At 67.5% G+C, this 25,480-nt stretch carries 17 protein-coding genes and 1 pseudogene; 14 read left to right on the top strand and 4 right to left on the bottom strand.

Annotated features, from left to right (window positions below):
• Positions 1-42: 42 nt before the first annotated feature.
• The 3 genes and pseudogenes from pyrF to PSRA_RS04850 form a co-directional block, all read left to right on the top strand.
• Positions 43-936: pseudogene (pyrF, locus tag PSRA_RS09575) on the top strand (orotidine-5'-phosphate decarboxylase); the annotation flags it as partial.
• A 511-nt stretch (positions 937-1,447) separates the two neighbouring features.
• Positions 1,448-2,101, top strand: a complete 654-nt coding sequence (gene gmk / locus PSRA_RS04855; protein ID WP_094660780.1) for a guanylate kinase — start codon at positions 1,448-1,450, stop codon at positions 2,099-2,101.
• A 290-nt stretch (positions 2,102-2,391) separates the two neighbouring features.
• Complete coding sequence (locus PSRA_RS04850) at positions 2,392-2,910, top strand: hypothetical protein (protein WP_143516331.1); 519 nt, start codon at positions 2,392-2,394, stop codon at positions 2,908-2,910.
• A gap of 133 nt (positions 2,911-3,043) precedes the next feature.
• On the opposite strand, the gene PSRA_RS04845 is transcribed toward PSRA_RS04850, so the two are convergent.
• Positions 3,044-3,343: a DUF1805 domain-containing protein gene (locus tag PSRA_RS04845; RefSeq protein WP_094660778.1), complete on the bottom strand. Its 300-nt coding sequence runs from the start codon at positions 3,341-3,343 to the stop codon at positions 3,044-3,046.
• A 262-nt stretch (positions 3,344-3,605) separates the two neighbouring features.
• A complete protein-coding gene (gene ilvD, locus PSRA_RS04840) occupies positions 3,606-5,459 on the bottom strand; it encodes a dihydroxy-acid dehydratase (RefSeq protein WP_094660777.1) in 1,854 nt (617 codons plus the stop codon).
• Between the two features lie 1,113 nt (positions 5,460-6,572).
• On the opposite strand from ilvD, the gene rpoZ reads away from it, so the two are divergent.
• From rpoZ to PSRA_RS04810, 6 genes are all read left to right on the top strand, one after another.
• Positions 6,573-6,860: a DNA-directed RNA polymerase subunit omega gene (gene rpoZ, locus PSRA_RS04835; protein ID WP_094660776.1), complete on the top strand. Its 288-nt coding sequence runs from the start codon at positions 6,573-6,575 to the stop codon at positions 6,858-6,860.
• A 300-nt stretch (positions 6,861-7,160) separates the two neighbouring features.
• Entirely contained in the window at positions 7,161-8,363 is a 1,203-nt protein-coding gene (metK, locus tag PSRA_RS04830; RefSeq protein ID WP_094660775.1) for a methionine adenosyltransferase, read from the top strand.
• A gap of 52 nt (positions 8,364-8,415) precedes the next feature.
• A complete protein-coding gene (locus PSRA_RS04825; RefSeq protein WP_094660774.1) occupies positions 8,416-10,971 on the top strand; it encodes a primosomal protein N' family DNA-binding protein in 2,556 nt (851 codons plus the stop codon).
• Positions 10,972-11,179: 208 nt separating this feature from the next.
• Positions 11,180-11,923 (top strand): HAD family hydrolase, encoded by a 744-nt coding sequence (locus tag PSRA_RS04820; RefSeq protein WP_245834902.1) that lies wholly within the window; start codon positions 11,180-11,182, stop codon positions 11,921-11,923.
• A gap of 136 nt (positions 11,924-12,059) precedes the next feature.
• On the top strand, positions 12,060-13,055 hold the full coding sequence (fmt, locus tag PSRA_RS04815; protein ID WP_094660773.1) for a methionyl-tRNA formyltransferase: 996 nt from the start codon (positions 12,060-12,062) through the stop codon (positions 13,053-13,055).
• Positions 13,048-14,718, top strand: a complete 1,671-nt coding sequence (locus PSRA_RS04810; RefSeq protein WP_211280483.1) for a transcription antitermination factor NusB — start codon at positions 13,048-13,050, stop codon at positions 14,716-14,718. The genes fmt and PSRA_RS04810 overlap by 8 nt, the downstream gene beginning before the upstream one ends.
• A 1,087-nt stretch (positions 14,719-15,805) precedes the next feature.
• Here PSRA_RS04810 and serB read toward each other — a convergent pair.
• Positions 15,806-16,483: a phosphoserine phosphatase SerB gene (gene serB / locus PSRA_RS04805; protein ID WP_094660771.1), complete on the bottom strand. Its 678-nt coding sequence runs from the start codon at positions 16,481-16,483 to the stop codon at positions 15,806-15,808.
• A gap of 446 nt (positions 16,484-16,929) precedes the next feature.
• Here serB and arc point away from each other — a divergent pair, with 446 nt between their 5' ends.
• The 5 genes from arc to PSRA_RS04780 all read left to right on the top strand — a co-directional run bounded on the left by arc (position 16,930) and on the right by PSRA_RS04780 (position 23,818).
• Positions 16,930-18,630, top strand: a complete 1,701-nt coding sequence (gene arc, locus PSRA_RS04800; protein WP_094660884.1) for a proteasome ATPase — start codon at positions 16,930-16,932, stop codon at positions 18,628-18,630.
• A gap of 201 nt (positions 18,631-18,831) precedes the next feature.
• Positions 18,832-20,424 carry a depupylase/deamidase Dop gene (gene dop / locus PSRA_RS04795; RefSeq protein WP_094660883.1) on the top strand — a complete coding sequence of 531 codons (1,593 nt, stop codon included), beginning with the start codon at positions 18,832-18,834 and terminating at the stop codon, positions 20,422-20,424.
• Positions 20,425-21,069: 645 nt separating this feature from the next.
• Complete coding sequence (locus PSRA_RS04790; RefSeq protein WP_094660882.1) at positions 21,070-21,927, top strand: inositol monophosphatase family protein; 858 nt, start codon at positions 21,070-21,072, stop codon at positions 21,925-21,927.
• A gap of 208 nt (positions 21,928-22,135) precedes the next feature.
• Complete coding sequence (locus PSRA_RS04785; protein ID WP_094660770.1) at positions 22,136-22,348, top strand: ubiquitin-like protein Pup; 213 nt, start codon at positions 22,136-22,138, stop codon at positions 22,346-22,348.
• Positions 22,349-22,351: 3 nt separating this feature from the next.
• The gene (locus PSRA_RS04780) at positions 22,352-23,818 is read left to right on the top strand and encodes a proteasome accessory factor PafA2 family protein (RefSeq protein ID WP_094660769.1); all 1,467 of its coding nucleotides are present in this window, start codon (positions 22,352-22,354) and stop codon (positions 23,816-23,818) included.
• An 18-nt stretch (positions 23,819-23,836) separates the two neighbouring features.
• Here the strand turns inward: PSRA_RS04780 and PSRA_RS04775 are convergent, their stop codons facing one another.
• Positions 23,837-24,769, bottom strand: a complete 933-nt coding sequence (locus PSRA_RS04775) for a class I SAM-dependent methyltransferase (RefSeq protein WP_094660768.1) — start codon at positions 24,767-24,769, stop codon at positions 23,837-23,839.
• Between the last annotated feature and the right edge of the window lie 711 nt (positions 24,770-25,480).

The raw sequence follows: 25,480 nt of genomic DNA, 5'->3' as shown, positions 1-25,480 counted from the left end.
CCTCGCACGACACGGGCCTGACACAAGGAAGAAGTTGAGCAGATGAACGAAACAGTGCCAACAAGCGGTTCGCCTCGCCAGGAATTCGGACTCAGACTCGCGGCGGCCATGGAGGAGCATGGTCCGCTGTGCGTCGGCATCGATCCGCACCGCAAGAACCTGCATGACTGGGGCTACAACATCGACGCGGAGGGCGCCGAGCTGTTTGCCATGCGTATGCTGCAGGGCGCGCAGGGCCGGGCCGCCGCCGTCAAATTCCAGATGCCGATGTTCGAGCGATACGGCTCCAAGGGCTTCGCGGCGCTCGAACGCGCCCTGTACGCGGCGCGGCAGATGGATATCATCACCATCGTGGACTGCCTGCGCGGAGGCCTTCCCACCACGCTCTCCTCGATCGCAGACGCCTACCTCAAGCCCGAGGGCCCCATGGCGACCGACGCCATCACGCTTCTTCCGTATTACGGCTTCCATTCGCTCGACGGCCTTGTGAACGATGCACTGAACAACGGTTGCGGCGTGTTCGTGGCCTCGCTGACGCCGAACCCCGAGGGCGCGCACCTGCAGTCCGCCATCCGCCAGGCCGGCGAGTACGCGGGGCAGACCGTGGCCTACGGCATTGCGCAGGATGCGCAGAAATACAACGCCGAGTTCCCCGGGTCCATGGGTTCCGTGGGCCTCATCATCGGCGCGTCCATCGGCAAGTGGATGAAGGAGGGCGGCGTCGATCCCGCGCAGTTCACGGGGCCGATTCTGTCTCCGGGCTACGGCTGGCAGGGCGCCACCGACGAGGATCTCAAAACCGTGTTCGCCGGCACGCACGGCAACGTCCTGGTCACCGTGGCGCGTTCCATCGCGGCGCAGGGGCCGGATATCGCCGAGCTGGGCAAGGCCGTGACGTCGATCGGCGACGAGGTGCGCCGTGCCATGGAGCAAGCGCAGCATACGCCGCCGCATACCACGGAAGAGTCCGATGACGGTGCGTCGCAGGGCGTGTTCATTCCCTCCGGCGCGACGATGGCCGCGGCGTCTGCGGCGGGCGCGGGAAATGCGGGCGCTGCAGACGCCGGGGATGCGACGAACGGAGTTTCTTCATCTGCCGATGCCGGCAACACGCCGGAAGGTTCCGGCGTGTCCGGTTCCGCCCTCGGACATGACGCCCTTCTGTCCGGGGCACCGTCCCCGTCCGGGGCCGCCGTCGCGGTGGACGACACACAGGCTGCCGCGCAGGGCGCCGCACCGTCGGATACGGCGGGCGCCCCGTCCGCCGCCGCGCCCGTGACGCCGCAGACGGCCGGCGGGTATATCGTGGGTGACGCGATTCTTTCGGCGGACGACGCCGAGGAAATCGTGCATGACGAAGACGAAGTCGATGAGGCCGAGGACGAGGAACTCGACGAGACGGAAGCCGAGGACATCCGCTCCGACGCTCAGGAGGACGGCAAGAACAATGACTGATTCCGCGACACGCGCGACAAACACCGCCGCCACGGCGGACGACGGGACCGCTGAGGCCTCGGCAGGCGGCGCCAGGCGCCGGCTCATCGTGTTCTCCGGACCCACGGCCGTGGGCAAGGGCACGGTGGAGAAGCGCCTGCTCGAGCGGCATCCCGAGATATGGGTGTCCGTGTCGGCCACGACGCGCGACCGCCGACCCGGCGAAACCGATGGCGTGGACTACCACTTCGTGACCGAGGACGAGTTCGCGGACATGGAGAGGCGCGGCGAGTTCCTCGAAACCGCCGTTGTGCACGGCATGGCGCATTACGGCACGCCTATCAAGCCGCTGCTTGACCACATGAACGCGGGCATCCCCACCATCGTGGAGATCGACCTGCAGGGCGCGCGCCGTGTCAGGCAGCGCGCGAAGGAGCTCGGTCTCGACGTGGTGTATGTGTTCCTTGCGCCGCCGACTTTCGAGGATCTGGCGAAGCGCCTGGAGTCGCGCGGAACCGAGACGCCCGAGCAGCGCGCGAAGCGCCTCGAGACGGCGCGCGTGGAGCTCGCGGCCGAGCCCGAATTCGACGTCGTCATCACGAATGACGAGGTCGACAGGGCGGCGGATGAGCTGTGGTCGGTTATCGCGAGCGAGTACGGTCTGTGACTGCGGCGCGGTTGTGATGGCGGCGCATGACTGCGTGAGATGACGGCGTCCGGGGCGGGTTCTGCGCCCCGGACGCCGCTTGTTTTCAGACGATTTGCGCATCGTTCGGCACCGGTTTAGAGTGTCGGGTATCGACGGAAACGTCGTCAGGCGTCGGCCAGTGGGGTATGGCCATGGGGGTCATTGCAGTCGCGCCGTGAAGAGTCCATGGAGTCGAGCCGTATTCGTCCGTCCGGCGGGGGCCGGGATGTGCGGGGGAATCGGTGACTTCATGGGGGAGGGAGAATCGTATGCCAGGAACAGCACCGACGGTGGCGGTCGTTGACGCGCAGGCCGAGAAGAGGGCCGAGGAGAGGCTTCTTACGCTGTTTGAGCATGACAGTACGTACTGGCACCGCTGCGAGGAGCGCGTGCCCGGCGAATACAAGGACGAATGTGCGGTGGCCGACCGCGTGCTCGGCTCGTACAAGACGATGCGCAGCGTCTACTACCACATGATGAGGTTCAACCAGCCCCAGGGCATCAGCAACGTGGGCAAGAAAACGATGCTCGAGACCTTCCTCGGGTGGCTGGACGCCGAGATCATCCTCCACCAGGACGGCTGGTACATGAAGTGGAGCATCGGCGGGCGCAAGGGCCCGGAGCAGTCCTACCTCCTGTATGCGCGGGGGAAGGCGGAGAAAGCGGTCCGGACAGTGCGCAAGGAGAGCAGCGGTGACACGAGGCCGATCCATTCCCCGGAGGTCGTGGAGTTCCTTCGCTTCTTTGACCCCGACCTGGACGAGAACGAGTTCTACATCATGGAGTGATGGCCGGAACGATTACACGGAAAACGGACGGCAGGCATGGAAACGGCGCCCGTCGCGCAGGTGCGCGGGGCGCCGTTGTGCATTCCGCCTCGTGAAGTCGGGCGAGGATGGGAATCGTAGCGACGATGGCTTCTCAGGCGAGCACGGCGGCGGCCTCGGCGCCCGTCATGCCTTCCGTCACTCCGGCCTTCTTCGCGGCCTCGGTCATGCCCTTGATGGGGTTGGCGAGCACCGCGGCGAAGTCGGCGCCGCCCACGAGCACGGCCGCGTCGCCGAACTTGTCGGCCGCCGCGAGGTTGAGATACCCGCACATGAGGTAGCCCTTCGTGCCCTGCACGAGGATCATGTTCGGATGGCCCTCACCGCCGGGCGCCGTCACCATCGTGCCCTGCACCGTCTTGCCGTTCGCGTCAAGCTGTTCGATTGTCAGCATCGTTCCTCCCTTGGTCTGGCCCCGTCCATCGGGGCGCGTCTGCCGATATCTCAGTGATACCACCGCGGCGTCAGATCCGGCCGCACTTTTCCACAACAATGTGATGGGTTTCGGACAGAAAACACGATTTTTCCGTTCGGAAACACCCGATTGTGTCCGCAGGCCATCACAGTGTTACGAGGGATGGGTGTTACGAAAGGGCCCGTGGAGGCATGGCTTCCACGGGCCCGATTACGACAGTCCTAGACGGTCGGCTAGCCGATCAGTCGAGGTTGGCGAGCTTGTTGATGAGCTCGGGGTCGCGCGTGGCGCCCTTGTCGGCCGAGCGCGCGAAGGCGGCGTAGGCCTTGAGCGCAAGCGAGACCTTGCGGTCGCGGTGCGGGCGGTAGCCCTCGCCGTCCTCGATCTTCTTGCGGCGCGCGGCGAGAACATCGTCGGGCACGTTGAGGCTGATCGAACGCTCCGGGATGTTGATCTCGATCTCGTCGCCGTTCTCGATGAGGGCGATCGGACCGCCGGCCGCGGCCTCGGGGGCCACGTGGCCGATGGACAGGCCGGAGGAGCCGCCGGAGTAGCGGCCGTCGGTGATAAGCGCCACTTCCTTGCCGATGCCCTTGCCCTTGACGAACGCGGTCGGATACAGCATCTCCTGCATGCCCGGGCCGCCCTTCGGGCCCTCGTAGCGGATCACGAGCGCGTCGCCCGGCTTGAGCTTGTCGCCGAGGATGGCCTCGCACGCCTGCTCCTGGGAATCCACCACGAACGCGGTGCCCTTGAAATGCCAGATGGACTTGTCGACGCCAGCGGTCTTGACCACGCAGCCGTTCGGGGCGAGGTTGCCGCGCAGCACGGCGAGGCCGCCCTCGGTCACGGCCGGATGGTCGATGTCGTGCACGGCGCCGTTGATCGGATCCGTGTCGAGCGTGTCGAAGGTGTTGGACTGCGACCAGGCCTCGACGGACTTGACGTGGCCCGGCGCGGCGTGGAACAGGCGCTTGGCCTCCTCCGTGCAGGTGTCGCGGCGGATATCCCAGTCGTTGAGCTTGGACTCGAGGTCCGGGTAGTCGACGGAGTGCACGTCGCGGTGCAGCTTGCCGGCGCGGTCGAGCTCGCCGAGGATGCGGCAGATGCCGCCGGCGCGGTGCACGTCGGAGATCTCCCAGTCGCCGGACGGGGAGGCCTTGCAGATGCACGGCACGGTGTGCGAGATGCGCTCGATGTCGTCGAGCGTGAAGTCCACGTCGGCGCTCTGCGCGGCGGCGAGGATATGCAGCACGGTGTTCGTGGAGCCGCCCATGGCCACGTCCATGGTCATGGCGTTCTCGAAGGCCTTCTTCGTGGCGATGGAGCGCGGCAGCACGGACTCGTCGTCCTCGTGGTAGTAGCGGTTGGCGAGCTCCACGATGAGCTTTCCGGCCTTGTCGAACAGCTCCTTGCGGTAGGCGTGCGTGGCGAGCGTGGTGCCGTTGCCCGGAAGGGCCAGGCCGATGGCCTCGGTCAGGCAGTTCATGGAGTTGGCGGTGAACATGCCGGCGCAGGAGCCGCAGGTCGGGCACACGGAGCGCTCGTAGGCGAGCAGCTGCTCGTCGGAGACGTTGTCGTCGGCGGAGGCGCTCATGACGTCGATGAGGTCGGTTTTCTCCTCCTTGCCGTTGACCACCGTCACGCCGGCTTCCATCGGGCCGCCGGAGACGAAAATCGTCGGGATGTTCAGGCGCAGCGCGGCCATAAGCATGCCCGGCGTCACCTTGTCGCAGTTGGAGATGCACACGAGGGCGTCGGCGCAGTGCGCGTTGACGGAGTATTCCACGGCGTCGGCGATGATGTCGCGGCTCGGCAGGGAGTAGAGCATGCCCGTGTGGCCCATGGCGATGCCGTCGTCCACGGCGATGGTGTTGAACTCGCGCGGGATGCCGCCGGCCTCCTTGATGGCCTTGGAGATTTCGCGCCCGAGTTTTTGCATATGCACGTGTCCGGGCAGGAATTCGGAGAAGGAGTTGGCGACGGCCACGATCGGCTTGCCGAAGTCCTTCTCGTCGACGCCGGCCGCGCGGTAGAGGGCGCGGGCGCCGGCGAACATTCGACCATTCATAACTGTTGCAGATCTCATTTTCATGTCTCCCAATCTATCCGCATTCGCGCGCGCGACATAACCGTATGTCGAATAGCGAACCTGGCGCCCGGACGGGAGGGTGCGGCGGGGCGTGGCGGGGTGGCGGGCTGTGGCGGGGTGGCGCGGGCCGTTGAGTGTGAGTGTTCGTGTGCGGTGAAGGGCGTTGAGTTGGGTTTTGCGGGGTTTTGGTGGGGTCGGGGCCCTTCAGTGTGAGCGTTTGTGCGCGGTGAAGGGCGTTGAGTTCGGTTTTGCAAGGTTTTCGCGGGGTCAGGGCCGTTGAGTGTGAGTGTTTGTGTGCGGTGAAGGCGGTTGGCTTGGGTTTTGCGGGGTTTTGGTGGGGTCGGGGCCGTTGAGTGTGAGTGTTTGTGTGCGGTGAAGGGCGGCGGCTCGGGTTTTGCGGGGTTTTCGCGGGGTCAGGGCCCTTCAGTGTGAACATTTGTGTGCGGCGAAGGCCAGCGGCATCGTTTCGTTCCCTATGCCAGGTCCCCGCTCCGTTCGTGGCGAGGATTGTTCGCCATGAAGGTGCTTTTTCCCGCGATTTCGCTGTCTCTGTTGCGCAATGGCCGTTCGTGGCGATGATTGTTCGCCATGAAGTCGTTTTTCCGCACGATTGGTCCGATGGCCGCCCGGGGTGTTGCCTCGTGGCGAGGATTGTTCGCCATGAAGGTGCTTTTCCCACGATTTCGCTGTCCCCGTTGTGCAATGGCCGTTCGTGGCGAGGATTCTTCGCCATGAAGGGCCGGATTTGCGTCTTAGCCTGGCCAAGGCGGGTGCATCGTGGCTCGTGGCGAGGATTCTTCGCCATAAGGCTTCGCGTGGCTCTCACATTGTTCTTGGGACGGGGAGGCTGGGGCGTGTCGGGGACGGGGAGGGGCCTATTGGAGGGCGGTTCCATCCCCGGCGATGGCGGTTCCATCCCCGGCGATGGTCTTGGCGGATAACAATGCGATGGCTCCGACGACGGCGGAACGATGGGAAAATCGTGGAGGAAGCGGGGGATTGTGGCGGCATGGCGCGGCCTGTTGTATACTGTGACTTTGCATGCGATGAGGGCGACGCGCGTCAGCGTCCCCGTCGCCGAGTCTCGGTTATCAAAGCAGTCTGGAGCACAACACTATGCCACTGGGTACCAGCCCCGAACCGAAGGGCCTTGCCGATCCGCCGATCGACGACCTCATGAAGCGCACCAACCACAACAAGTACGCGCTCGCGGTGTTCGCCGCCAAGCGCGCACGCCAGATCAACTCCTACTTCACGCAGCTCAACGAGGGCCTGCTGCAGAACGTCGGCCCGCTCGTGGAGTACCAGAACAACGAGAAGCCGCTGTCCATCGCGTTCCGCGAGATCAACGACGGCCTGCTCGAGGAGACGCTGGGCGAGGACGACGTCAACGAGGGCAACTGAGGTTCCTTCCGAGGTTCCTCGGGTTTCCCACAGGCATCCGCTGCGGCGGGTGCCTTTTGTTTTGCCTTTGTTCTGCCTCCGGCTGGGTCGTGCCATTGTTCGGGCCCGCTATCGATCGGGTCGATGGCGGGCCATCGCGGCGGACGATGCCGGGGCGGCCGCGTTTGTGCCGCGTCGCGATTATGATGTAACCGATTCGCCTTCCGTCGCAAGCCAACGGCATCGCGCCCCGGTTCGCGGGAGTGCTGCATCGTTCCTTACATCAATAAGTGTGCCGCAACAGGCTGTAAAGGAGTAACCATGTCCGAACCGCATCTCATCACGGCGGAATCCGTCACCGAGGGCCATCCCGATAAGATCTGCGACCAGATCTCCGACGCCGTCCTCGACCAGCTGCTCGCCCAGGACCCGCATTCCCACGTCGCCGTGGAGACGTGCGCCACCGTCGGCGCCTTCCTCGTGTTCGGCGAGGTGACGAGCTCCGGGTACGTCGACATCCCCGCCACCGTGCGCTCCGTGCTTCACCGCATCGGCTACACGAGCTCCGCCATCGGCCTCGACGCCGATTCCTGCGGCGTGCTCGTGTCTCTGACCGGTCAGTCGGCCGAGATCAACCAGGGCGTCAGCCGTGTCGCGAACAGTGACGAGGAGCGCTACGAGACGCAGGGTGCCGGCGACCAGGGCGTGATGTTCGGATATGCCTGCGATGAGACGGATGTTCTCATGCCGCTGCCCATCACGCTGGCACATCGTATGGCGCAGCGCCTTGCGCAGGTGCGCAAGGACGGCATCGTGCCGCATCTGCGCCCCGATGGCAAGACGCAGGTCACGGTGGCCTACGATGACGACGGCGTGCCGCGCGAAATCGAAACCGTGCTTATCTCCACCCAGCACGACCCCGAGGTGCACCAGGACTGGCTGCGCGACCAGCTGCGCGAGGAGGTCATCGATCCCGTGCTCGACGAGGTGTGCGGCGACCGCATCAAGCACACCGGCTACCGCATCCTCGTGAACCCGACCGGCTCCTTCGTGCTCGGCGGCCCGGCCGCCGACTCCGGCCTGACCGGCCGCAAGATCATCGTCGACACCTACGGCGGCGCCGCGCACCACGGCGGCGGCGCGTTCTCCGGCAAGGACCCGAGCAAGGTGGACCGCTCCGCCGCCTACGCGGCGCGCTGGGTGGCCAAGAACATCGTGGCCGCGGGCCTCGCGCACCGCGCCGAGGTCCAGGTGGCCTACGCCATCGGCGTGGCAGACCCGGTGAGCGTGAACGTGGAGACCTTCGGCACGGAGCGCGACGGCGTGACGCGCGGGCAGATCGAGAAGGCCGTGCGCCAGGTGTTCGACCTGCGCCCCGCCGCCATCATCGACGAGCTCGACCTGCTGCGCCCCATCTATTCCAAGACCGCCGCCTACGGCCATTTCGGCCGCACCGACGTCACCTTCCCGTGGGAGGTCACCGACAGGGCCGAGGCCCTGCGCGCCGCCGCGCTCGGGGAGTGACGCCGCGCATCCCGTCCTCCGCCGGCCTGCGTTCTCCGCTATGGTGGTAGGCATGGATGACTCGGATGCGGAAGAACAGATCACGCTCGACGCGCTGCTTGACGAAAGCGGCGCGTCGTCGCGTTCCGGGCGCCGCACCCGCAAGCCGCGGGCCAGGCGCAAGCCCAAGACGCCGCCGACGCGCACGCCGGCGCAGGACGACCCCATCGCGCATGTCATGCTCTACGAGCAGGCCGCGCACCTGGGGCGCACCTTCGACTACCTCGTGTCAGTGAAATACGATGCCGACGCCCGGCCCGGCGTGCGCGTGCGCGTTCCTTTCGGCGGGCAGACGCTCGACGGGTTCATCTGGTCGCGCGGACATTCCACGGATGTGCAGCCCTCGAGCCTGCGCTTCATCAAATCCGTTCTCTCGCCCCAGCCCGTGCTCAACGCCGTGATGCGCCACGACCTCGAATGCATCGCCGACCATTTCGGCGGCACCGTGGCCAATATCATGCGCGTCGCGATTCCGCCCCGCATCGCCTACGTGGACGCGGAGACGGACCGCATGCGCCCGCGCCGCAAATGGAGCGAGCGCATCGAAAGGCGCGAACAGGAGGAATGCGCGCGCATCCGCCGCTGCTATGCGAACGCCGACGGGCTCATCGAGGCCATCGACACGCCGCGGTGGGGCTGGGACGACGAGGCTGCGGACGACGCGACTGCGGACGACAGGGGCAGGGCGGCGCCGCATGATGCCTCCGCCGAGGCGCACGATGCCTCCGCCGATGCTGCCGAGGCGCACGATGCCGCCGCTGGAACCGCCGGAATCACCGGAATCGCCGGAACCGTGCACGCGCCCGCGCCGCATGATGCGCCGCGCATCGTCTGGGACTCCCTGCCGGGGCCCGGCACATGGGCGGATGACGTGGCGTGGATGGTCGCCAGGGCGCTGATGCACGATCGCCCCGTCGTGGTGGTGCTGCCCGATTCGCGGCATGTGGCGCAGGCGGTCGAATCGTTGCGCGCCATGGGCCTCAAGGAATTCTCGAGTGTCCTGCCGCCGCGCCAGGCCGCGCTGCAGGAGGTGCCGCAGGACGCGCCGGCCGCGCTGCGCTCCGCGCTGGACCACGACGGCGACGTGTGGTGGCGCGGCGATGCGGCCGTCATGCTCAGCTCCATGCCGCAGGACGACCGCTACCGGGCCTTCCTCGCCATGTCCCTGGGAGCCGTGCGATGCGCCGTCGGCACGCGCGGCGTCATGTACGCGCCGGTGGGTGACAATCCGCTGTTCGTTCTCGTGGATGACATGGTCTACCAGAACGCAGACGGCTTCATGCCCTATGCCAATGCGCGCGGTGTGCTCGAGGTGCGCGCCAGGGAGCACCGCGGCACCCTCGTGGTGACGGGGCATACCCGCAGCGCGCAGGCGCAGTGGGATGCCGAGCGCACTGACGTGTCCGTGCTCGAGGTGCATGCCACGCATGACGCTTTGCGCGAGCTCATGCCCCATATGCTGTGGCTCGACCACGAGGAGCTGCAGCGCCGGCTCGACCCCACCATCGGCGCGCGCATCCCCATGACGGCCGTGCGCCTGCTGTCGAAGGGTCTGGAGCGGGGCCCCGTGCTGCTGTCGCTGCCCGCCGATGCGCCGTCCGACGCGCTCGCGTGCGCCTCATGCCATGAGCGCGCCCGCTGCACGCGCTGCACGGGGCCGCTGGTGCGCCGCGGCGACGGTGCGTCTTGCGATTGGTGCGGCGCGCCGGCGGGGCAGTGGGCATGCCCCGAATGCGGGGGCACGACGCTGCGCGCCGTGCGTGTCGGCGCACGGGGCACCATGGAGGAGCTGACGGGGCTGCTGCGCGGCGTGCCGGTGGTTATGTCGTCGCAGGTGCAGGGCATTGTGCCGCGCATCGGGCCGGACCCGTGCGTGGTGGTCGCCACGCCGTGGTGCGAGCCGTTCATCGAGGCCCCGGCAGGATCCACGATGGCAGGGTCGGCGTCCGGAGGGCCCACAGTGGCAGGGTCCACGATGGCCGGGCGGACGCCTTACGCGGCGGTCGCCATCCTCGACGCATGGACCAGCCAGTACCGGCAGGGTCTCGACGCGCGCGTCGACACGCTGGTGCGATGGATGCACGCCACATCCCTGTGCGCGCCGGCGGGCGACGACGGGTGCGTCATGCTCCTGGGGGAGACCTTCCCCGAGGTCGGCGACTCGCTGATGGCCTGGGACCCGCGCGTTCTTGCGCGTCAGGAGCTCCAGGAACGCGCCGACGCGGCGTTTCCGCCCTGCGTCACGGTGGCCGATGTCTGGGGCAATCGTGATGCCGTCATGAACGCCCTGCGCGCCATCGGAGCTTTGAACGACGGAGACTTCGCCATGATCGACACGCCGATGGGGGCCATGCCTTCCGTGCTTGGCCCCATTCCCATTCCGCCGCCCGAAACCGTCAGCGACCGCACGCTCGACGGCATGAACGACCGCGTGCGCGCCGTGGTGCGCGTGCCCAACGCCCGCGCCGACGAGCTTGCGCACCGTCTTCACGTGGCCGAGGCCGACCACGCCGCACGCGGCAACCGCGTGGAGCTGCGCTTCCAGATGTACCCCAAGGACCTCGCCTGACGGGCGAGGATCCCGGCGTGTGCCATGCGACGACGCGGTGCGTCGGTGTGCAGCGCGGTGTGCGTCGGCTTCTTGCGCGGGCGTCTGGCTTGCGCAGGCATCTGGGAGGCGCGTGTGGCACAATGCACACAGGCCGGCCGGGCCCATGCCCGGCCGCTCGAATATGGCCGGGCGTCGTGACGGCGCCTGAGGCCGGAAGGAGGATCCGATGGACGTCAGCGAGTATGGCAAGGCGGCGCAGGGCATGCCGCGTGACACGATCGTCTCCCGCGGCCCCGCCGCGGCGGCGCAGGGGCGCCCCGTCACCGACGTCGTCTTCGACTTCGGCAATGTGCTCACCATCTGGAACCCGCGCATGGCGCTTATCGGCCGCTACGGCGAAGAGGCCATCGACGCCTTCCTTGACAACTCCGTCTCCGGATTCGTGGACGCCTACTCGATGGTCGACGCCGGCGCCACCACCAAGGAGGCCTGCGAGTGGATGGCGCGCACGCACGGCGAGCAGTGGGCGAGCATGTACCGCTACTACTGCGCGAATTTCGAAGACACGCTCATCGGCTCCGTGCCCGGCTCGCGCAAGCTGGTGCTCGACATCAGGAACGCCGGACTCGGCGTCTGGGGCCTGAGCAACTGGGGCTTCGAGGACTTCCCGGTGGCCCGCCGCGTCTTCCCCTCGCTGCAGCTTCTGGCCGACTACGTGGTGTCGGGATTCGTCAAGGTGCGCAAGCCGTACCCGCAGATCTACCGCATGGCCTACGAGCGCTTCGGCATCGACCCGGCCGGCGCCGTGTTCATCGATGACAAGCCCGAGAACATCGTGGGAGCCAACGAGACGGGTATGCGCGGCATCTGCTTCGGCGGCGACCCCAGGGCGCTGCGGCGCGCGCTCGCGGACGCCGGCGTGCCCATTCCGCGCGGTGACGCGCATCCGGGCGACGAGGTGGCCGCGTAGGTTCGGCGCCATCCGGCAGCCGAGCCTTTCGGCAGCCGAGCCTTTCGGCAGCCGAGCCTTCCGGTAGCCGGCCGATGGCACAATGGGTGGATGGCATGCGGGGCAGCGGCCGGCGCATGCACGGACAAGGAGCGATATGAGGATTCTTTTTGCAGGAACGCCCGACGTGGCCGTCACGTCTCTGAGGATGCTGGCGCAGGCCGGCGGCGATATCGAGCTCGTGGGCGTGCTGACGCGCCCCGACGCGCCGCAGGGACGCGGCCGCAAGGTCATGCCGAGCCCCGTCAAGGTGGCGGCCCAGGAGCTGGGGCTGCCGGTTCTCGACAGGAATCCGCGTGACGAGGGCTTCCTCGACGATCTCAAGGCCTTCGGGGCCGAGGCGGCGGCCGTGGTGGCGTATGGCAACATCCTGCGCCCGAACGTGCTCGACGCCATGCCGGAGGGCTGGTACAACCTGCATTTCTCACTGCTTCCGCAGTGGCGTGGCGCGGCCCCGGTGCAGCGCTCCATCTGGTCGGGTGAAACCGTGACCGGCGTCACGGTGTTCCGCATCACCGAGGGCATGGACGAGGGTCCTATCCTGGCGCAGAGCACCACCGAGATCGGGCCGCATGAGACAAGCGGCGAACTGTTCGCGCGCCTGGCCGAGGATGGCGGGCATGTGCTGTGCTCCGCCATGCAGCTGGTGGCCGAGCACCGCGCCCTGCTCGTGCCGCAGCCCCAGGGGGCGTATGAGGTGGCGGCCAAGATCCGCACCGAGGACGCGCATATCCGCTTCGACGTGCCCGCCTTCGCGGCGGACCGTCAGATCCGCGCCTGCACGCCCGAACCCGGAGCCTGGTGCGTCGTGCACGCGGGGGCAGCGGACGCGAAGGCCGGGGATGCCGACGGATCGAAGCTGCACGTGGACGAGGCGCGCATCGCCGATGCCCGGGCCGTTCCCGAGGCCTGCGCCGAGCGCTTCCGCGCGCTGCGCCCGGGCGAGCTGTTCGTCGACAAACGCCATGTGTGGGTGGGCACATCCACGGACCCGCTCGAGCTGCTGCGCGTCAAGCCGCAGGGCAAGAAGGACATGCGCGGCGCCGACTGGGCGCGCGGCGCGCGTCTGGGGGAGGACGCGTACTGTGACTGAACCACATGACGGTTTTGCGCATGGCGGCGCCGGCAACGATGGCGGAAAGCACGATGGCGGGAAACACGATGGCTCCCGCCACTCCGCGCCCCGGCGCGGCTCCGGTCGGCCGGGACGCGGGCGCGGGGCGCATCGTGGAGTGGCACCACACGATGCGACACCACGCGACACGCCTCGGAACAACCCGCGTGTCGTGGCCTATGACATCCTCACCGACGTTCTCGCCAAGGACGCCTACGCGAACCTCCTGACGCCGCGCCTGCTGTCCGGACGCGACATGCCCGAGCGCAACCGCGCCTTTGCCACCGACCTCGTCTACGGAACGCTGCGCTGGATGCGCCTTCTCGACGCCATCGTCGCGGCCGCCGCCAAACGCCCGCGCGAGGCGATCGACGGCGCCACGCTGACGGTTCTTCGCCTCGGCGCCTACCAGTCGTTGTTCCTCGGCGTGCCCGACCACGCCGCCGTCTCGCAAAGCGTCAGCCTGGCGCGTCGCCGCGTCGGGGCGCACGCCGGCGGCTTCGTGAACGCCGTGATGCACCGCGTCGTGGCGCGCGGGCTCAAGGAATGGCAGTCCATCGTCACCTCGCGTATCCCGCGCGACCACGCCGCCGAGCGCCTGGGCGTGCGGTGGAGCCACCCCGACTGGATCGTGCAGGCGCTCGACGCCTCGTGGCGTGCCTCCGGATACGATGACGCCGCGTGGCGTCACGTCGCGGAGGGTGCGGATGGCGCGGCGGAGGGTGCGGCGCCTGGCGCGGCTCCTCGTGCTACGTCGGATGTTGCGCTTGGCAGCGCCATCGATGCGCTGCTTGAGCGTGACAACGAGCCGCCGAGCGTCACGCTCGTGGCGCGTCCAGGCCTTGTGACGCGCGACGAGATCATCGCGGCTTTGCCTCATACGGCGCAGCACGAACTCGGCCTGTGGAGCCCCTATGCGCTGCGTGTGCATGGCGTGACGCCGGAGCGTCTCGCGGCGGTGCGCGGGCACCGCGCCGGCGTGGAGGACGAGGGATCGCAGCTTGCGGCGCTCGCTCTCGCCGCATGCCCGCTGGACGGGCCGGACACGGCCTGGCTTGACATGTGCGCCGGGCCCGGCGGCAAGACGGCGCTTCTCGCCTCGATTGCGGCGGGGCGCCACGCCACGGTGACCGCGAACGAGCCCACGCATCACCGCGCCGACCTTGTGCGCGAGAACGTGTCGGCGTTGCCCGACGGTGTGATCGATGATGTTCTTGAGCTCGACGGGCGCATGCTGGGGCAGATGTTCCCCGGACGCTTCGACCGCGTGCTTGTGGACGCCCCGTGCTCCGGTCTCGGCGCCTTGCGACGCCGCCCCGAGGCGCGTTGGCGCAAGGACGAGGCCGATTTGACGGCCCTGACGCAGCTGCAGCTGGGCCTGCTCGAATCCGCCCTGCGCGCCGTGCGCCCCGGCGGCGTGGTGGCGTATGTGACATGCTCGCCCGCGCTGCCCGAGACGACGCAGATCGTGGACGCCGCGCTTGAGGGGCATCCCGAAGCGGAGCGGTGCGACGCCACGGCCGTGCTGCACGGCGTGAACCCCGGCATCCCGCTTCCGGCGCGTCCCGGCGATGTGCAGCTGTTCGGGCACGTCCACGACACCGACCAGATGTTCATCAGCCTTCTGCGCCGGACCGCATAGGGCGACGTAGGTTCTTCCTTGGAGACGTGGCAGGGGAGGGCGTGACGGGGCGCCGCGTGCGGCCTGGCGAGGCACATGCGGCGCCCCGCGCGCCTTGGGATATGCCGCGTTGGCATGGTCAGGGATATCCATATGGTCCGGGATATGAAAAAGCCGCCATGGGGAAATGGCGGCTATAAACAAGGATCTCCGGACATCTTTGTCAGAGACCCACGGGCTATGCCCGTAGAATTCGTATTGGCTCTGAGGGGAAAGGGAGAGACAAAACCTCGCGCCAATCTCCGCGCTTCCTTTGGTTTCCACATCGGCACAAGACTCGAGTGATAGGGAGTTTATGAATCTCCTGCCTTGGCTTGCCGAAGCAAGCGATGGATTCCTCGAAAACCACGGTTGAATTCTAAGCCCTCAAGCTGAATGGAGTGTTTGCCTGAGAACGATTAAAACTATATAGCCTCGTTTCAACGAGTTGTTGAGCAAAGGCCAAAAATATGTGTAAAAAAAGACAACAATGAAGAATATGTGTAACAAACTGTAATGCGAACCTGTGGGGTAATTTTAGTAAACAAATGAGATGTTTAGTGTACAAGTCCCTTGCACCGCCTAAAACTCGCGATTTGGAGTCAGTCTATTCTCTGACGTGTGTGGCACTCCGGCTCTGTGAGGTTATGGAAAAGTCCTTCGTCTTTTTTCGGCGTGTCGCGCTCCTTCGGCGTGTCGCGAAAGGCCTTGATTTCCAAGGGCTTTCTCGGCGTGTCGTTCGAACGGAAAACGAATATCGAACACCACCTCGAACATTTTTCGCTTCGCTGGGCATCCCCGCTTCGCGGGAATCCATCGGTCGCGTTCCAATTACGGCAAATGTTAGTAAATATTACATTGCGTCTTCTACTTAATCGACTTAACTGTTCGACATGTTCGACAAATCACGCCGTCTGTGCGCGCTGCGGAAGGTGAAAAACACCTCCTGCGTGAACTCTTGGTGAACCATGGCGTGGGGAATCGGCGTCTTCGGCGTGTCGCCCGTCCGCAGGAGATGGGGAAGGCGGGCGCGGTCGGCATCATCGCCGCCTGCGCCCGGTGCCGGGCTTTAACGGGCGCCCTCGGCAGAAGCGCCGTCGATAATCGGCAGCGCAAGGCGCAGGTCGCGGGTGGTGATCGAATGGGGCGCGGTCTGGCGCACGATGGGCTTGGCGCAGAACGCGATGCCGGTGCCGGCCGCGAGAATCATGGGGATGTCGTTCGCTCCGTCGCCGATGGCAATCGTGCGGTCCATCGGCACGCCGTCCTCGGCCGCCCATGCGGTGAGCGCGGCGAGCTTCGATTCCTTCGTCACGATGTCTCCGTCGATCTGCCCGGTCAGCACGCCGTCGCGCACCACCAGGCCGTTCGCCAGGCAGCGGTCGATATGCGCGCGGCGCACGAGTTCGTCGGCCACCTCGTGGAATCCTCCGGACACCACGCCGACGGTCCAGCCGCGGCGGTGGCATTCGTCGATGAGGTCGAGCGCGCCGGTGGTGAAATGCGTGCGGCCGATCACGTCATGGAACACCGTGTCGGGCAGGCCCTTGAGCAGGGCGACGCGTTCGCGCAACGCCTCGCGGAAGTCGATTTCGCCGCGCATGGCGCGTTCGGTGATCGCGGCGATTTGCTCGCCGTGACCCGACGCGTCGCCCAGAAGATCGATGACCTCCTCGTCGATAAGTGTGGAATCGATATCCATCACGAGGAGGCGTCGGCATGATGCGTTCTGTTCAGTGGGGGTCATTATCGGCTTTCTTCACGATTCGGCGGGCTGTGCGGCCGCATAAACACGGCTATTCTACATGGCGCCCTCTCCATGCGGAAGGGTGTGGCGCGGGCCCCGGGGCCTTCCGGAAACCCATCGTGCACCGGTGGATGCGCGGGACCTGTACCGCCCGTCAGGCGGATTGCGCTGGTCGCGAACCGCGTGACGCGGCTCTCCAGCGTGCGTCGTACCGTGGTGGCAGCGGGTCCGACGCGGCGGCCGGGTTTTCGGCCGGCGGCGGGCGGAACGGAATATATCAGTAAGGAGCGCATATGGACGCACTGACAGGCAACGGCGCGGGCGCCGGCGCTGGAAACGACGTCGCTGGGAACGACGTCGCGGCCAATCGTGGGACCGACAGCAATCGCGGCGCCGCGTCTGACTGCGCCGCGGACACCGCCGCCTACGCCCCGGCCTCGCCGGATATGACCTCCGAACGCGGCCGGTACGAGGCCCGGCTCGACGAGATGGCGCGCCGCCTCGACGCCATGCACGAGCGTAACCACGCGCTCGCAGCGGCGCTCTCGAAAGCGGGGGAGCAGCTGACCGACGCGCGCTCGCGCCTCAACGACCTCGCGCATCCGCCGACCACCTACGCGGTGTTCGTGCGCGTCGACTCCACGCGCATCGACCGCGGCGTGCAGCGCGCCACCGCGGAGGTTATCCAGGGCGCCCGCCGCATGATCGTTGTGGTCTCGCCACAGGTGAAGGTCGACCACCTGACGCCCGGCCAGAGCGTGTTGCTCAACGACAATCTCGTGCTTGTGCGCGCCGTGTCCACCACAATCACCGGCCCCGTGCGCCGCGTGCGCTCCTTGCTGGGCGCCGACCGGCTCCTGGTGGACGATTCCTCCGGCGCCCGTGCGGTGGTGCTGCGCGGCGGCGGCATCGCACGCCGCGACGTGGCCGAGGGCGATGACGTGCTGCTCGACGCATCCGGCCACTACGCCGTCGAGGTCCTTCCGCGCTATGATGCCAACGATCTCGTGCTCGAGGAGGCGCCCGACGTGACCTTCGCCGACATCGGCGGCCTCGATGAGCAGATCGAGCGCATCCGTGACGCCGTGGAGATGCCCTTCCTGCATCGTGACCTGTACGAACGCTACGGCCTCAAGCCCCCGCAGGGCGTGCTTCTGTACGGTCCTCCGGGCAACGGCAAGACGCTGATCGCCAAGGCCATCGCGAACGCGCTGTCGAAGGGCTTCATGCAAGACGACGCGCCCGCCTCCCAGGCGGCGCATGCGCCGGCGGACCCTCATGCGCTGTCGGCCGCACAGACCCCCGACACGCCTCGAAGCCCCGGCGTGTTTCTCTCCGTCAAGGGCCCTGAGATCCTCAGCAAATACGTGGGCGAGGCCGAACGCACGATGCGCTCCGTGTTCGCCCGCGCCCGCGAGCGCGCCGCCCGCGGCGTGCCCGTCATCGTGTTCATCGACGAGATCGACTCGCTGCTGCGCACGCGCGGCAGCGGCGTGTCATCCGATATCGAGACCACCATCGTGCCGCAGTTCCTCACCGAGCTCGACGGCATCGAATCGTTGGACAACGTCATCGTGATCGGCGCCTCGAACCGCGTCGACATGATCGACCCCGCCGTCCTGCGCCCCGGCCGCCTCGACGTGAAGATCCGCATCGACCGCCCCGGCCCCGAGCAGGCCGTCGACATCCTGCGCCGCTACATCACCACCGACCTGCCGATCGACGAGAACGAGACGCCCGACAGCCTCATCAACGCGGTGGTGACCGACGTGTACGAGAAATCGCACCGCCGCCACATCTGCGCCGTCTACGACTCGAAAGGCGTGCGCAGCGACGTGTACCTGGGCAACCTGTGCTCCGGCGCCATGCTCGCGAGCATCGTGAACCGCGCGAAGATGGCGGCGCTCAAGCATTCCATTGCGAACGGCGGCGAGTCACTGATCACGCGCGACGGGCTGCTGCAGGCGGTGCAGCAGGAGTTCGCGGAGTCCAGCGATGCCGCGAGCCAGGCGTATACCTCGCAGAACGTGCAGCAGTGGGCGCGCATCGCCGGCATCGGCGACAATGTCTCGCAGGTGCTGCTGTCGACCGGCGACGCGGCGCTGTCAGGCGGCGCGAGTTTCCTCACGGACGGCGGCATCAAATAGACACGGTGCGCCACGCAGCCCGCCGCGACGGCGGCGTGGCGGCAGGACGGCGTGGCGACAAAACGGAAGGACAGGCGAATGGCTTACCACGATATCGACGGCGCACAGCGCATCTCCGGAACCGGCGGCGCGGCGTCCCCCGCGCCCGGGGCGTTCCTCGGCTCGCCGGCGGCGGACCCCGCGTCCCCGGCGCGCAGCCCCATGGGCGTCATCGGCATCGAAACCGAATACGCGGTCAGTGACCTCGCCGATCCCGGCGCCAATCCCATCCAGCTGAGCCATGACGTGATCGACGCGGCCGGCGACGGGGCCCGCGCCGCCATCCGCTGGGACTACGGCCTCGAAGACCCTGTCAACGACGCGCGCGGCACCCGGCTCGAACGGGCGCTCGCGGATCCCGGCATGCTCACCGACTCCCCGCAGTTGCGCGCCACGAACCGCCTGCAGGCCAACGGCGCCCGCATCTACGTGGACCATGCGCATCCCGAGTACTCGGCACCGGAGGCCGTCGGCCCCTTCGAGGCCCTGGCCTATGACCGCGCGGGTGACGCGCTGATGCTCGACGCGGCGCGCCGCGCGAACGAGGCGACCGGACGGCGCATCGTCCTGCACCGCAACAACGCCGACGGCAAGGGCGCCAGCTGGGGCGCGCACGAGAACTACCACGTGCCGCGCGCCGTGCCCTTCTCCTGCCTGGCGCGCCTGTTCACCATCCACGCCGTCACGCGTCAGATCTTCACCGGCGCCGGCCGCGTGGGGCTCGGGGAGCGCGGCGAGGAGGCGGGTTTCCAGCTGTCGCAGCGCGCCGATTACTTCCACGCGCGCATCGGGCTGCAGACCACCTTCGACCGGCCCATCGTCAACACGCGCGACGAATCGCATTCCACCGGCGACTTCCGCCGCTTCCATGTCATCGTGGGCGACGCCAACCGCATGGACGTGCCCGAGGCCCTGAAGCTGGGCACGACGGCGCTCATCGTCTGGCTCGCCGGCGCCTTCGAAGCCGCCGACATGGACGCCGACGCGCAGATCGCCGCGCTGATGCCGGCCGACCCGGTGGCCGCGATGCACGACGTGTCCCATGACCTCACGTTGCGCCGGCCTTTCGAAACGGAAACCGGCGAGCGCCTCACCGCCTGGCAGGCGCAGATCAGGCTGCGCGGCCTCGTGTACGCCGCCGCGGCGCGCGTCTGGGGCTGCACGACGCAGGGCGAGCCCCTGTGGCCCGACGATGCCACGCGCCGCGTGGCCGGCATGTGGGGCAGGGCGCTCGAGGACGTGGCACATGTTATGCAAGCCGGCGACGACGCGCGCCTGGGGCTGCGCGCCGAGGCGGGGCGGCTCGAATGGCTGCTCAAATGGCAGATCCTCGAAAGTCTGCGCCGCCGCCGCGCCCTGGACTGGACGGACGCGAGGCTGCGCGCCGCGGATATCGCATGGGCGGCGCTCGAGCCGCGTGGCTCCGTGTTCGAATCGGTCAGGCCCCGTTCCGAGAGGCTGGTGGACGATTCCCAGATCCGGCAGGCGCAGGAACTTCCGCCGCGAGACACGCGCGCGTGGCTGCGCGGCCGCCTCGTGGACGGCGCGCCCGGAATCGTGCATGCCGCGGGATGGGGGCGCATCGTTCTTCACGATTCGACCGGCGAACCGCATCCCATCGACTGCGCCGACCCGCTGGCGCATACCGAGGCCGCCGACGGGGCGGCGCTCGAAGCGCTGCTCGCGGCCGCGGGGGAGGACGGCACGCCGGGGGATGACGCGATTCGCGCCTTCCTGAGTGCCATCGGCGCCTGATCTGCGTTCGCTCCGTCAGCGAATATCACGCCGTCAGCGAATATCACGGCGCAATACCGGCCTGCCGTGCGAGGCGTATAGAATATTTCCGACGGACGCCAGCAAGCCGGCGCCGCCGCCCGGAGGATGCGGATATCGGCATCGTCCGCCGGCATGAACAGAAGAACCGAATAAGGCAGAGGAACACAAGAACACCCATCAGTAACGAAAACCGAGAACACACCGATATCACGGCAGGCGGGCAACCGCCGGCCACCGTCCGACGGCACCCCATCATCCGCTAGGCAGCGGCGCGCACAGCGCCACGAATGGGGGCGGATGCAGCCGGAGGACGGACGCGAGGCACCGGACGCGCCCAGCGGGCGACGGAACGAGACAACCGCTGCACGCGGGTCCGACGGAACCCCGCAATCCCTTTCGCGGAACGCCTCCCGGCGTCCCGCCCACAGGAACGGCACGGCACGGGCCCATCCCCCGGCAGACCGCGCCCCGGCGCGCCGTGAGACGCGCCGTATACATCGTGTAAGACATCGTGCAAGGAAGGGTCATATGAGGAACATCATCACCCCCACGCCCACCGGCGGCCAGGGCTCCGAGGAGCCCGTCGACGCGCAGAAGGCGCTCGAGACGTCGGATACGAATCTCATGCGCTCGCTGACCTTCGACATCTCGCAGGTCGCCACCCAAGCGGGCGCGCAGGCGCTGCGCATGCAGCTGCGCCCGCACAGCACCCAGGCCAGGCAGGAAGAGCCGGGCAAGGCCTACACCACCGACGTCAACGACGCCATCATGGACTTCCTGCGCGCCAAGGTCAGCGCCATCAACCCGCTCAACGGCTTCTGGGAGGACGGCGGCGGAGACCGGACGCCGGGCAACCGCTTCTGGAGCCTGTGCCCGCTGGACGGCGCCATCAACTTCATGCGCAACCTCAGCGAATGGACCATCACCATCGCCATCCTCGAGGTAAACGGCCAGGGGGAGGTGTATCCGATCCTCGGCGTCGTGTACGCGCCGGCGCTCGGCCTCATGTACCTCGCGGCGCGCGGCGAGGGCGCCATCCGCATCCGCCGCACCCCGCAGGGCGAGGAGAAGCGCGAGGCCGTCATCCCGTCCGCCACGCGCTCGCTCGACGGCTCCATGATCTGCTTCGGCATGTCGTATTTCCCCGAGGAATCCAAACAGGTGCTCGAGAAGGCCGCGTCGCTGGCCGGGCATCCGGCCGACATCAAGCGCATCGGCCCCGCCTCGCTCGACCTGTGCAAGGTGGCCGACGGAACATACGATGCCTACTTCGAATCCGCGCTGCACTCGTGGGACGTCCCCGCCGTCGCCGCGGCCACGGCCGTGGTCTGGGAGGCGCAGGGCACGCTCGAGAGATGGGACGGCGGGAAGATTCGCTGGAGCTCCGACAACGATGTGCTCGCCACGAACGGCCTGCTGCGCGACGAGCTCATCCCGTACCTGACCGGGACGCCGGGCGCAGGCGCGGGGACGGGCGCGTAGAGCACGGAGCCGGGCGCGTCTGGCGGCGACGATGCGGCCGCGCCGGGTGACGCGGCCTGAGGCGTGAGGTAATCTAGCCTACGGAACGCCGGCCCCGCTCCGGGCGGGGCCACAGTAAGGCCGACGGACCGCGCACGAACCGCGCGCCGTCCGCGCAGGCCGAACAGGGCCATACAGAGGCCATCATCAGGCCACACAGGAGGTCACAATGCCGCAGGAAGGTCAGATTCGCAAGCCGGTCACCGCCGCGAACGCCATCGTGAACGCCGCCGGGAACGCATCCCAGACGCAGGCCGCGCCGTCCGTCGAATACCAGGACGCCGCCGAGGGCCTCGACTCCGTTCTCGACGACATCGAATCGGTTCTCGAGAACAACGCCGAGGACTACGTCAACCACTTCGTCCAGAAGGGCGGCGAGTGACAGGTGCCGCAGCTCAGGGACAGCCGATCGCGCATCTCCATGTCCGACCTGCCGCAGGCCGATCCGAGCCTGCGCCGCATCTTCGGCATCGAAACCGAGTACGGCATCTCCGTGACGGGCGCCGAGCGCGAACCCGATCCGGGAACCGTGGCCATGCTCATGTTCCGCCCCGTCGTGGCGGCCACGCGCAGCACCAATACGTATACCGCGAACGGATCGCGCCTCTACCTTGACGTCGGCTCGCACCCCGAGTACGCCACGGCCGAGGCGACGCGCCCCATCGACGCGCTGCGCATGGACGCGGCGGGGGAGCGCACGATGCGCCGCATGGCGCTCGACGCGCAGGAGCTCGTGAGGTCCGAGTACGGGGCGAACGCACGCGTGCACCTGTACAAGAACAACGTCGACTCGGCCGGTCACTCCTTCGGCTGCCACGAGAACTACCTCGTGCGTCGTGATATCCCGCTGTCGCTGCTGGGGCGCGAGCTCATCCCGTTCCTCATCACCCGCCAGCTGTACACGGGCGCCGGCACATGGGCCGCGGACGGCTCCTTCCGCCTTTCGCAGCGCGCCGACTTCCTTGACGACGCCATTTCCAGCTCCACCACACGGTCGCGCCCCATGATCAACACGCGCGACGAGCCGCTGGCCAACTCCGACATGTACCGCCGCCTCCACGTGATCCTCGGCGACTCGAACCGTTCGCAGATCGCCACCTGGATGAAACTCACGTGCACGCATCTGGTGCTGTGCATCCTCGAATACGCCGTGCACCACGGCCTCGAGACGGGGCTGCAGGGCATGGAGCTGGCCGATCCGGGAAAGGCCATCAAAATCGTGGCGCGGGATATGACCGGAACCGTGCCGCTGGACATGGCCGATGGCACGCGCAAATGCGCCCTCGAGATCCAGGGCGTGTACCTGCGCGAGGCGGACCGCTTCGTGCGCGAGCACGGCGACGACGTGGCGCTGGATGTGGCAGACGCGCCCGAATGCCTCGAACTGTGGGCGAAGGCGCTTGACTCCGTGCATTTCGCCGACATCACCGAGCTGTCGAGCTGGGTGGACTGGGCTGCGAAATACCGCTTCGTGCAGTCCATGAAGCTGCGTCACCCCGATCTGGGGGCCGCGCGCATCCGCCAGTTTGACCTCGACTACCACGATGTTGCCAACGGGCATATCTTCGAATCCCTTGTGGCACACGACCAGATGCGTCTGATGCTCGACGACGCCTCCGTGGACGCAGCGCTCGACACGCCGCCGGCGGATACGCGCGCGGCCTTGCGCGGCGCGTTCGTGGCCGCCGCGGGCAAGACGCCGGGCTGCACGTGGTCCGCAGACTGGACGCATGTGGCCGCCTCGGTGGACGGGAGGCAGGCCGAGACGCAGCTGCTCGACCCCTTCGATCCGACGCCCACGCCCGGCTACGAGCGCGTGATGGAGCTGCTTCAGGCTGCGAAAACCGCGTAGGGCTCGGCTTGCGTCGGCTCAGGCGGCGAAAACCGCGAGGTAGTGGCCGTGCGTTTCGAGCGGAATATCGGCGTGCCAGCGCATCCGCGGCTCGAGGCGTTCCATTTGCGCGCCCGATTCCGCGCCCCAGGTGAAACGCGATCCGGTGGCGCGGATCGACGGCATGTCAGCGTCCGCAATGAACTCCGGCGTGATGGTTTCCGACACGAAGGTGGCGCCGGGGAAGTACTCCGCCACGATGGACATGATGGTGCCCAGGGAGGAATCGCTCAGGTACATCGACAGGCCTTCCATAAGCACAAGCGTCGGGGGCACGGGGACGCGGTTCAGACGATGGCCGGCGGCCGGGCGCGGCGTGGGGTGCGTCGCGGCTTGCGGCGATGACGGGGCGGACGGCGTGGCCGATGCGGTGCGCGGGGCGGACGGCGACACGGATGGCGCGATCGGTGCGCCGTCCATGGCCTCGCGCACGATCCGCGCCCACTCGGGCGAGGTCGCGTCCGCCGCGATATCGGTGAGGTTCCGGCTATGGCCCAACAGCAATCGTCGCGCCTCGACCACGTCGGGCAGGTCGACGTTGAACCAGCGCATATCCGCCGTGGCGATGCGGTGGAAGCGCGTGTCGAGCCCGGCCGCGAGATTCACGACGGCCCCGTGCGGATGCAGGGCGGCGAAGGTCGTGGCCAGCGTGTCGAGCGCGCGAGTGCGGGACACGACCGCCTCGGCCAGGGCGTCATCACGCATGGCGGCGGTGAAATCGTAATCGAGGCGGCGCAGAAGGCTCATGGCCAGCATGTCGCCTGCGTACAATCCGCGCATGGCCAGCGTCTGCAGCATGGTTTCGCTCACGCCGTGCAGGCGCGGGGTGAGCGATGGCGCGGCGGAGGCCGATGTGCGGGACGGAGAGGCGGCGGTTGGGGCGGTGGACATGGACGTGGTGACGGTGAACATAACAACTCCTGTGATGGCGGGCGGCCCGGATATGGATATGGTGGGCCGTCCTGAGGCGCCTACGGCGGCGCCGGATATGAATGCTGATACGGGTACGCTCTGCCCGTCCGCGGATACAGCGGATCCATCGTGGAAATTCCTGGTGGAAATTCACAGCGGAAACTCGCGGGACGCGGCGGAATCGTAAAAGAAAATGACGTCAGGCGGCGCGGCGAAGACTCGCGGCGCTCGCGGACGCGCCAGCTGGCGGTTATGCCCGGTTATGCCCGGTTATGCCCGATCGGACGGACAGCTCGGTGTCTGACAGCTCGGTGCACAGAAGGCGGACAGACAACACAGGGCGCGACTCCCGGCAGATGCAACAACGGCCTGGACGGTCAGTGTTCGCGCCATGATTCCTCCTTTGTCTGTCGACTACCGTCAGGATATCACGCCTGATGCGCCTCCGTGCTACACCGGCGTGAGGGGTGGGTGGGCTTCGCTGGCGGGTGGTGTGCCAGTGAGAGGCACTGTTGGAGAGGCGGGTGTTGGGAATGCACGATTTTTCCGCGAACAGTGGGTCTCGTTGGCGGGTGGCGTGCCAGTGAGAGGCACTGTTGGGGAGGCGGGTGTTGGGAATGCACGATTGTTCCGTCAACGGTTGGTCTCGTTGGTCGCTCCGGTGCCAGTGAGAGGCACTGTTGGGCGGGGGATCGTTGGGAATAGGTCGTC

The organism is Pseudoscardovia radai, assembly GCF_002259605.1.
Lineage (GTDB): Bacteria > Actinomycetota > Actinomycetes > Actinomycetales > Bifidobacteriaceae > Pseudoscardovia > Pseudoscardovia radai.
This window is presented reverse-complemented; position numbering and strand designations above follow the sequence as displayed.

Bases quoted from the DNA above. Each gene is read 5' to 3' on its own strand.
- gmk (WP_094660780.1), top strand. From the start codon at position 1,448: ATGACTGATTCCGCGACACGCGCGACAAACACCGCCGCCACGGCGGAC.
- PSRA_RS04850 (WP_143516331.1), top strand. From the start codon at position 2,392: ATGCCAGGAACAGCACCGACGGTGGCGGTCGTTGACGCGCAGGCCGAG.
- PSRA_RS04845 (WP_094660778.1), bottom strand. From the start codon at position 3,343: ATGCTGACAATCGAACAGCTTGACGCGAACGGCAAGACGGTGCAGGGC.
- ilvD (WP_094660777.1), bottom strand. From the start codon at position 5,459: ATGAAAATGAGATCTGCAACAGTTATGAATGGTCGAATGTTCGCCGGC.
- rpoZ (WP_094660776.1), top strand. From the start codon at position 6,573: ATGCCACTGGGTACCAGCCCCGAACCGAAGGGCCTTGCCGATCCGCCG.
- metK (WP_094660775.1), top strand. From the start codon at position 7,161: ATGTCCGAACCGCATCTCATCACGGCGGAATCCGTCACCGAGGGCCAT.
- PSRA_RS04825 (WP_094660774.1), top strand. From the start codon at position 8,416: ATGGATGACTCGGATGCGGAAGAACAGATCACGCTCGACGCGCTGCTT.
- PSRA_RS04820 (WP_245834902.1), top strand. From the start codon at position 11,180: ATGGACGTCAGCGAGTATGGCAAGGCGGCGCAGGGCATGCCGCGTGAC.
- fmt (WP_094660773.1), top strand. From the start codon at position 12,060: ATGAGGATTCTTTTTGCAGGAACGCCCGACGTGGCCGTCACGTCTCTG.
- serB (WP_094660771.1), bottom strand. From the start codon at position 16,483: ATGACCCCCACTGAACAGAACGCATCATGCCGACGCCTCCTCGTGATG.
- arc (WP_094660884.1), top strand. From the start codon at position 16,930: ATGACCTCCGAACGCGGCCGGTACGAGGCCCGGCTCGACGAGATGGCG.
- dop (WP_094660883.1), top strand. From the start codon at position 18,832: ATGGGCGTCATCGGCATCGAAACCGAATACGCGGTCAGTGACCTCGCC.
- PSRA_RS04790 (WP_094660882.1), top strand. From the start codon at position 21,070: ATGCGCTCGCTGACCTTCGACATCTCGCAGGTCGCCACCCAAGCGGGC.
- PSRA_RS04785 (WP_094660770.1), top strand. From the start codon at position 22,136: ATGCCGCAGGAAGGTCAGATTCGCAAGCCGGTCACCGCCGCGAACGCC.
- PSRA_RS04775 (WP_094660768.1), bottom strand. From the start codon at position 24,769: ATGTTCACCGTCACCACGTCCATGTCCACCGCCCCAACCGCCGCCTCT.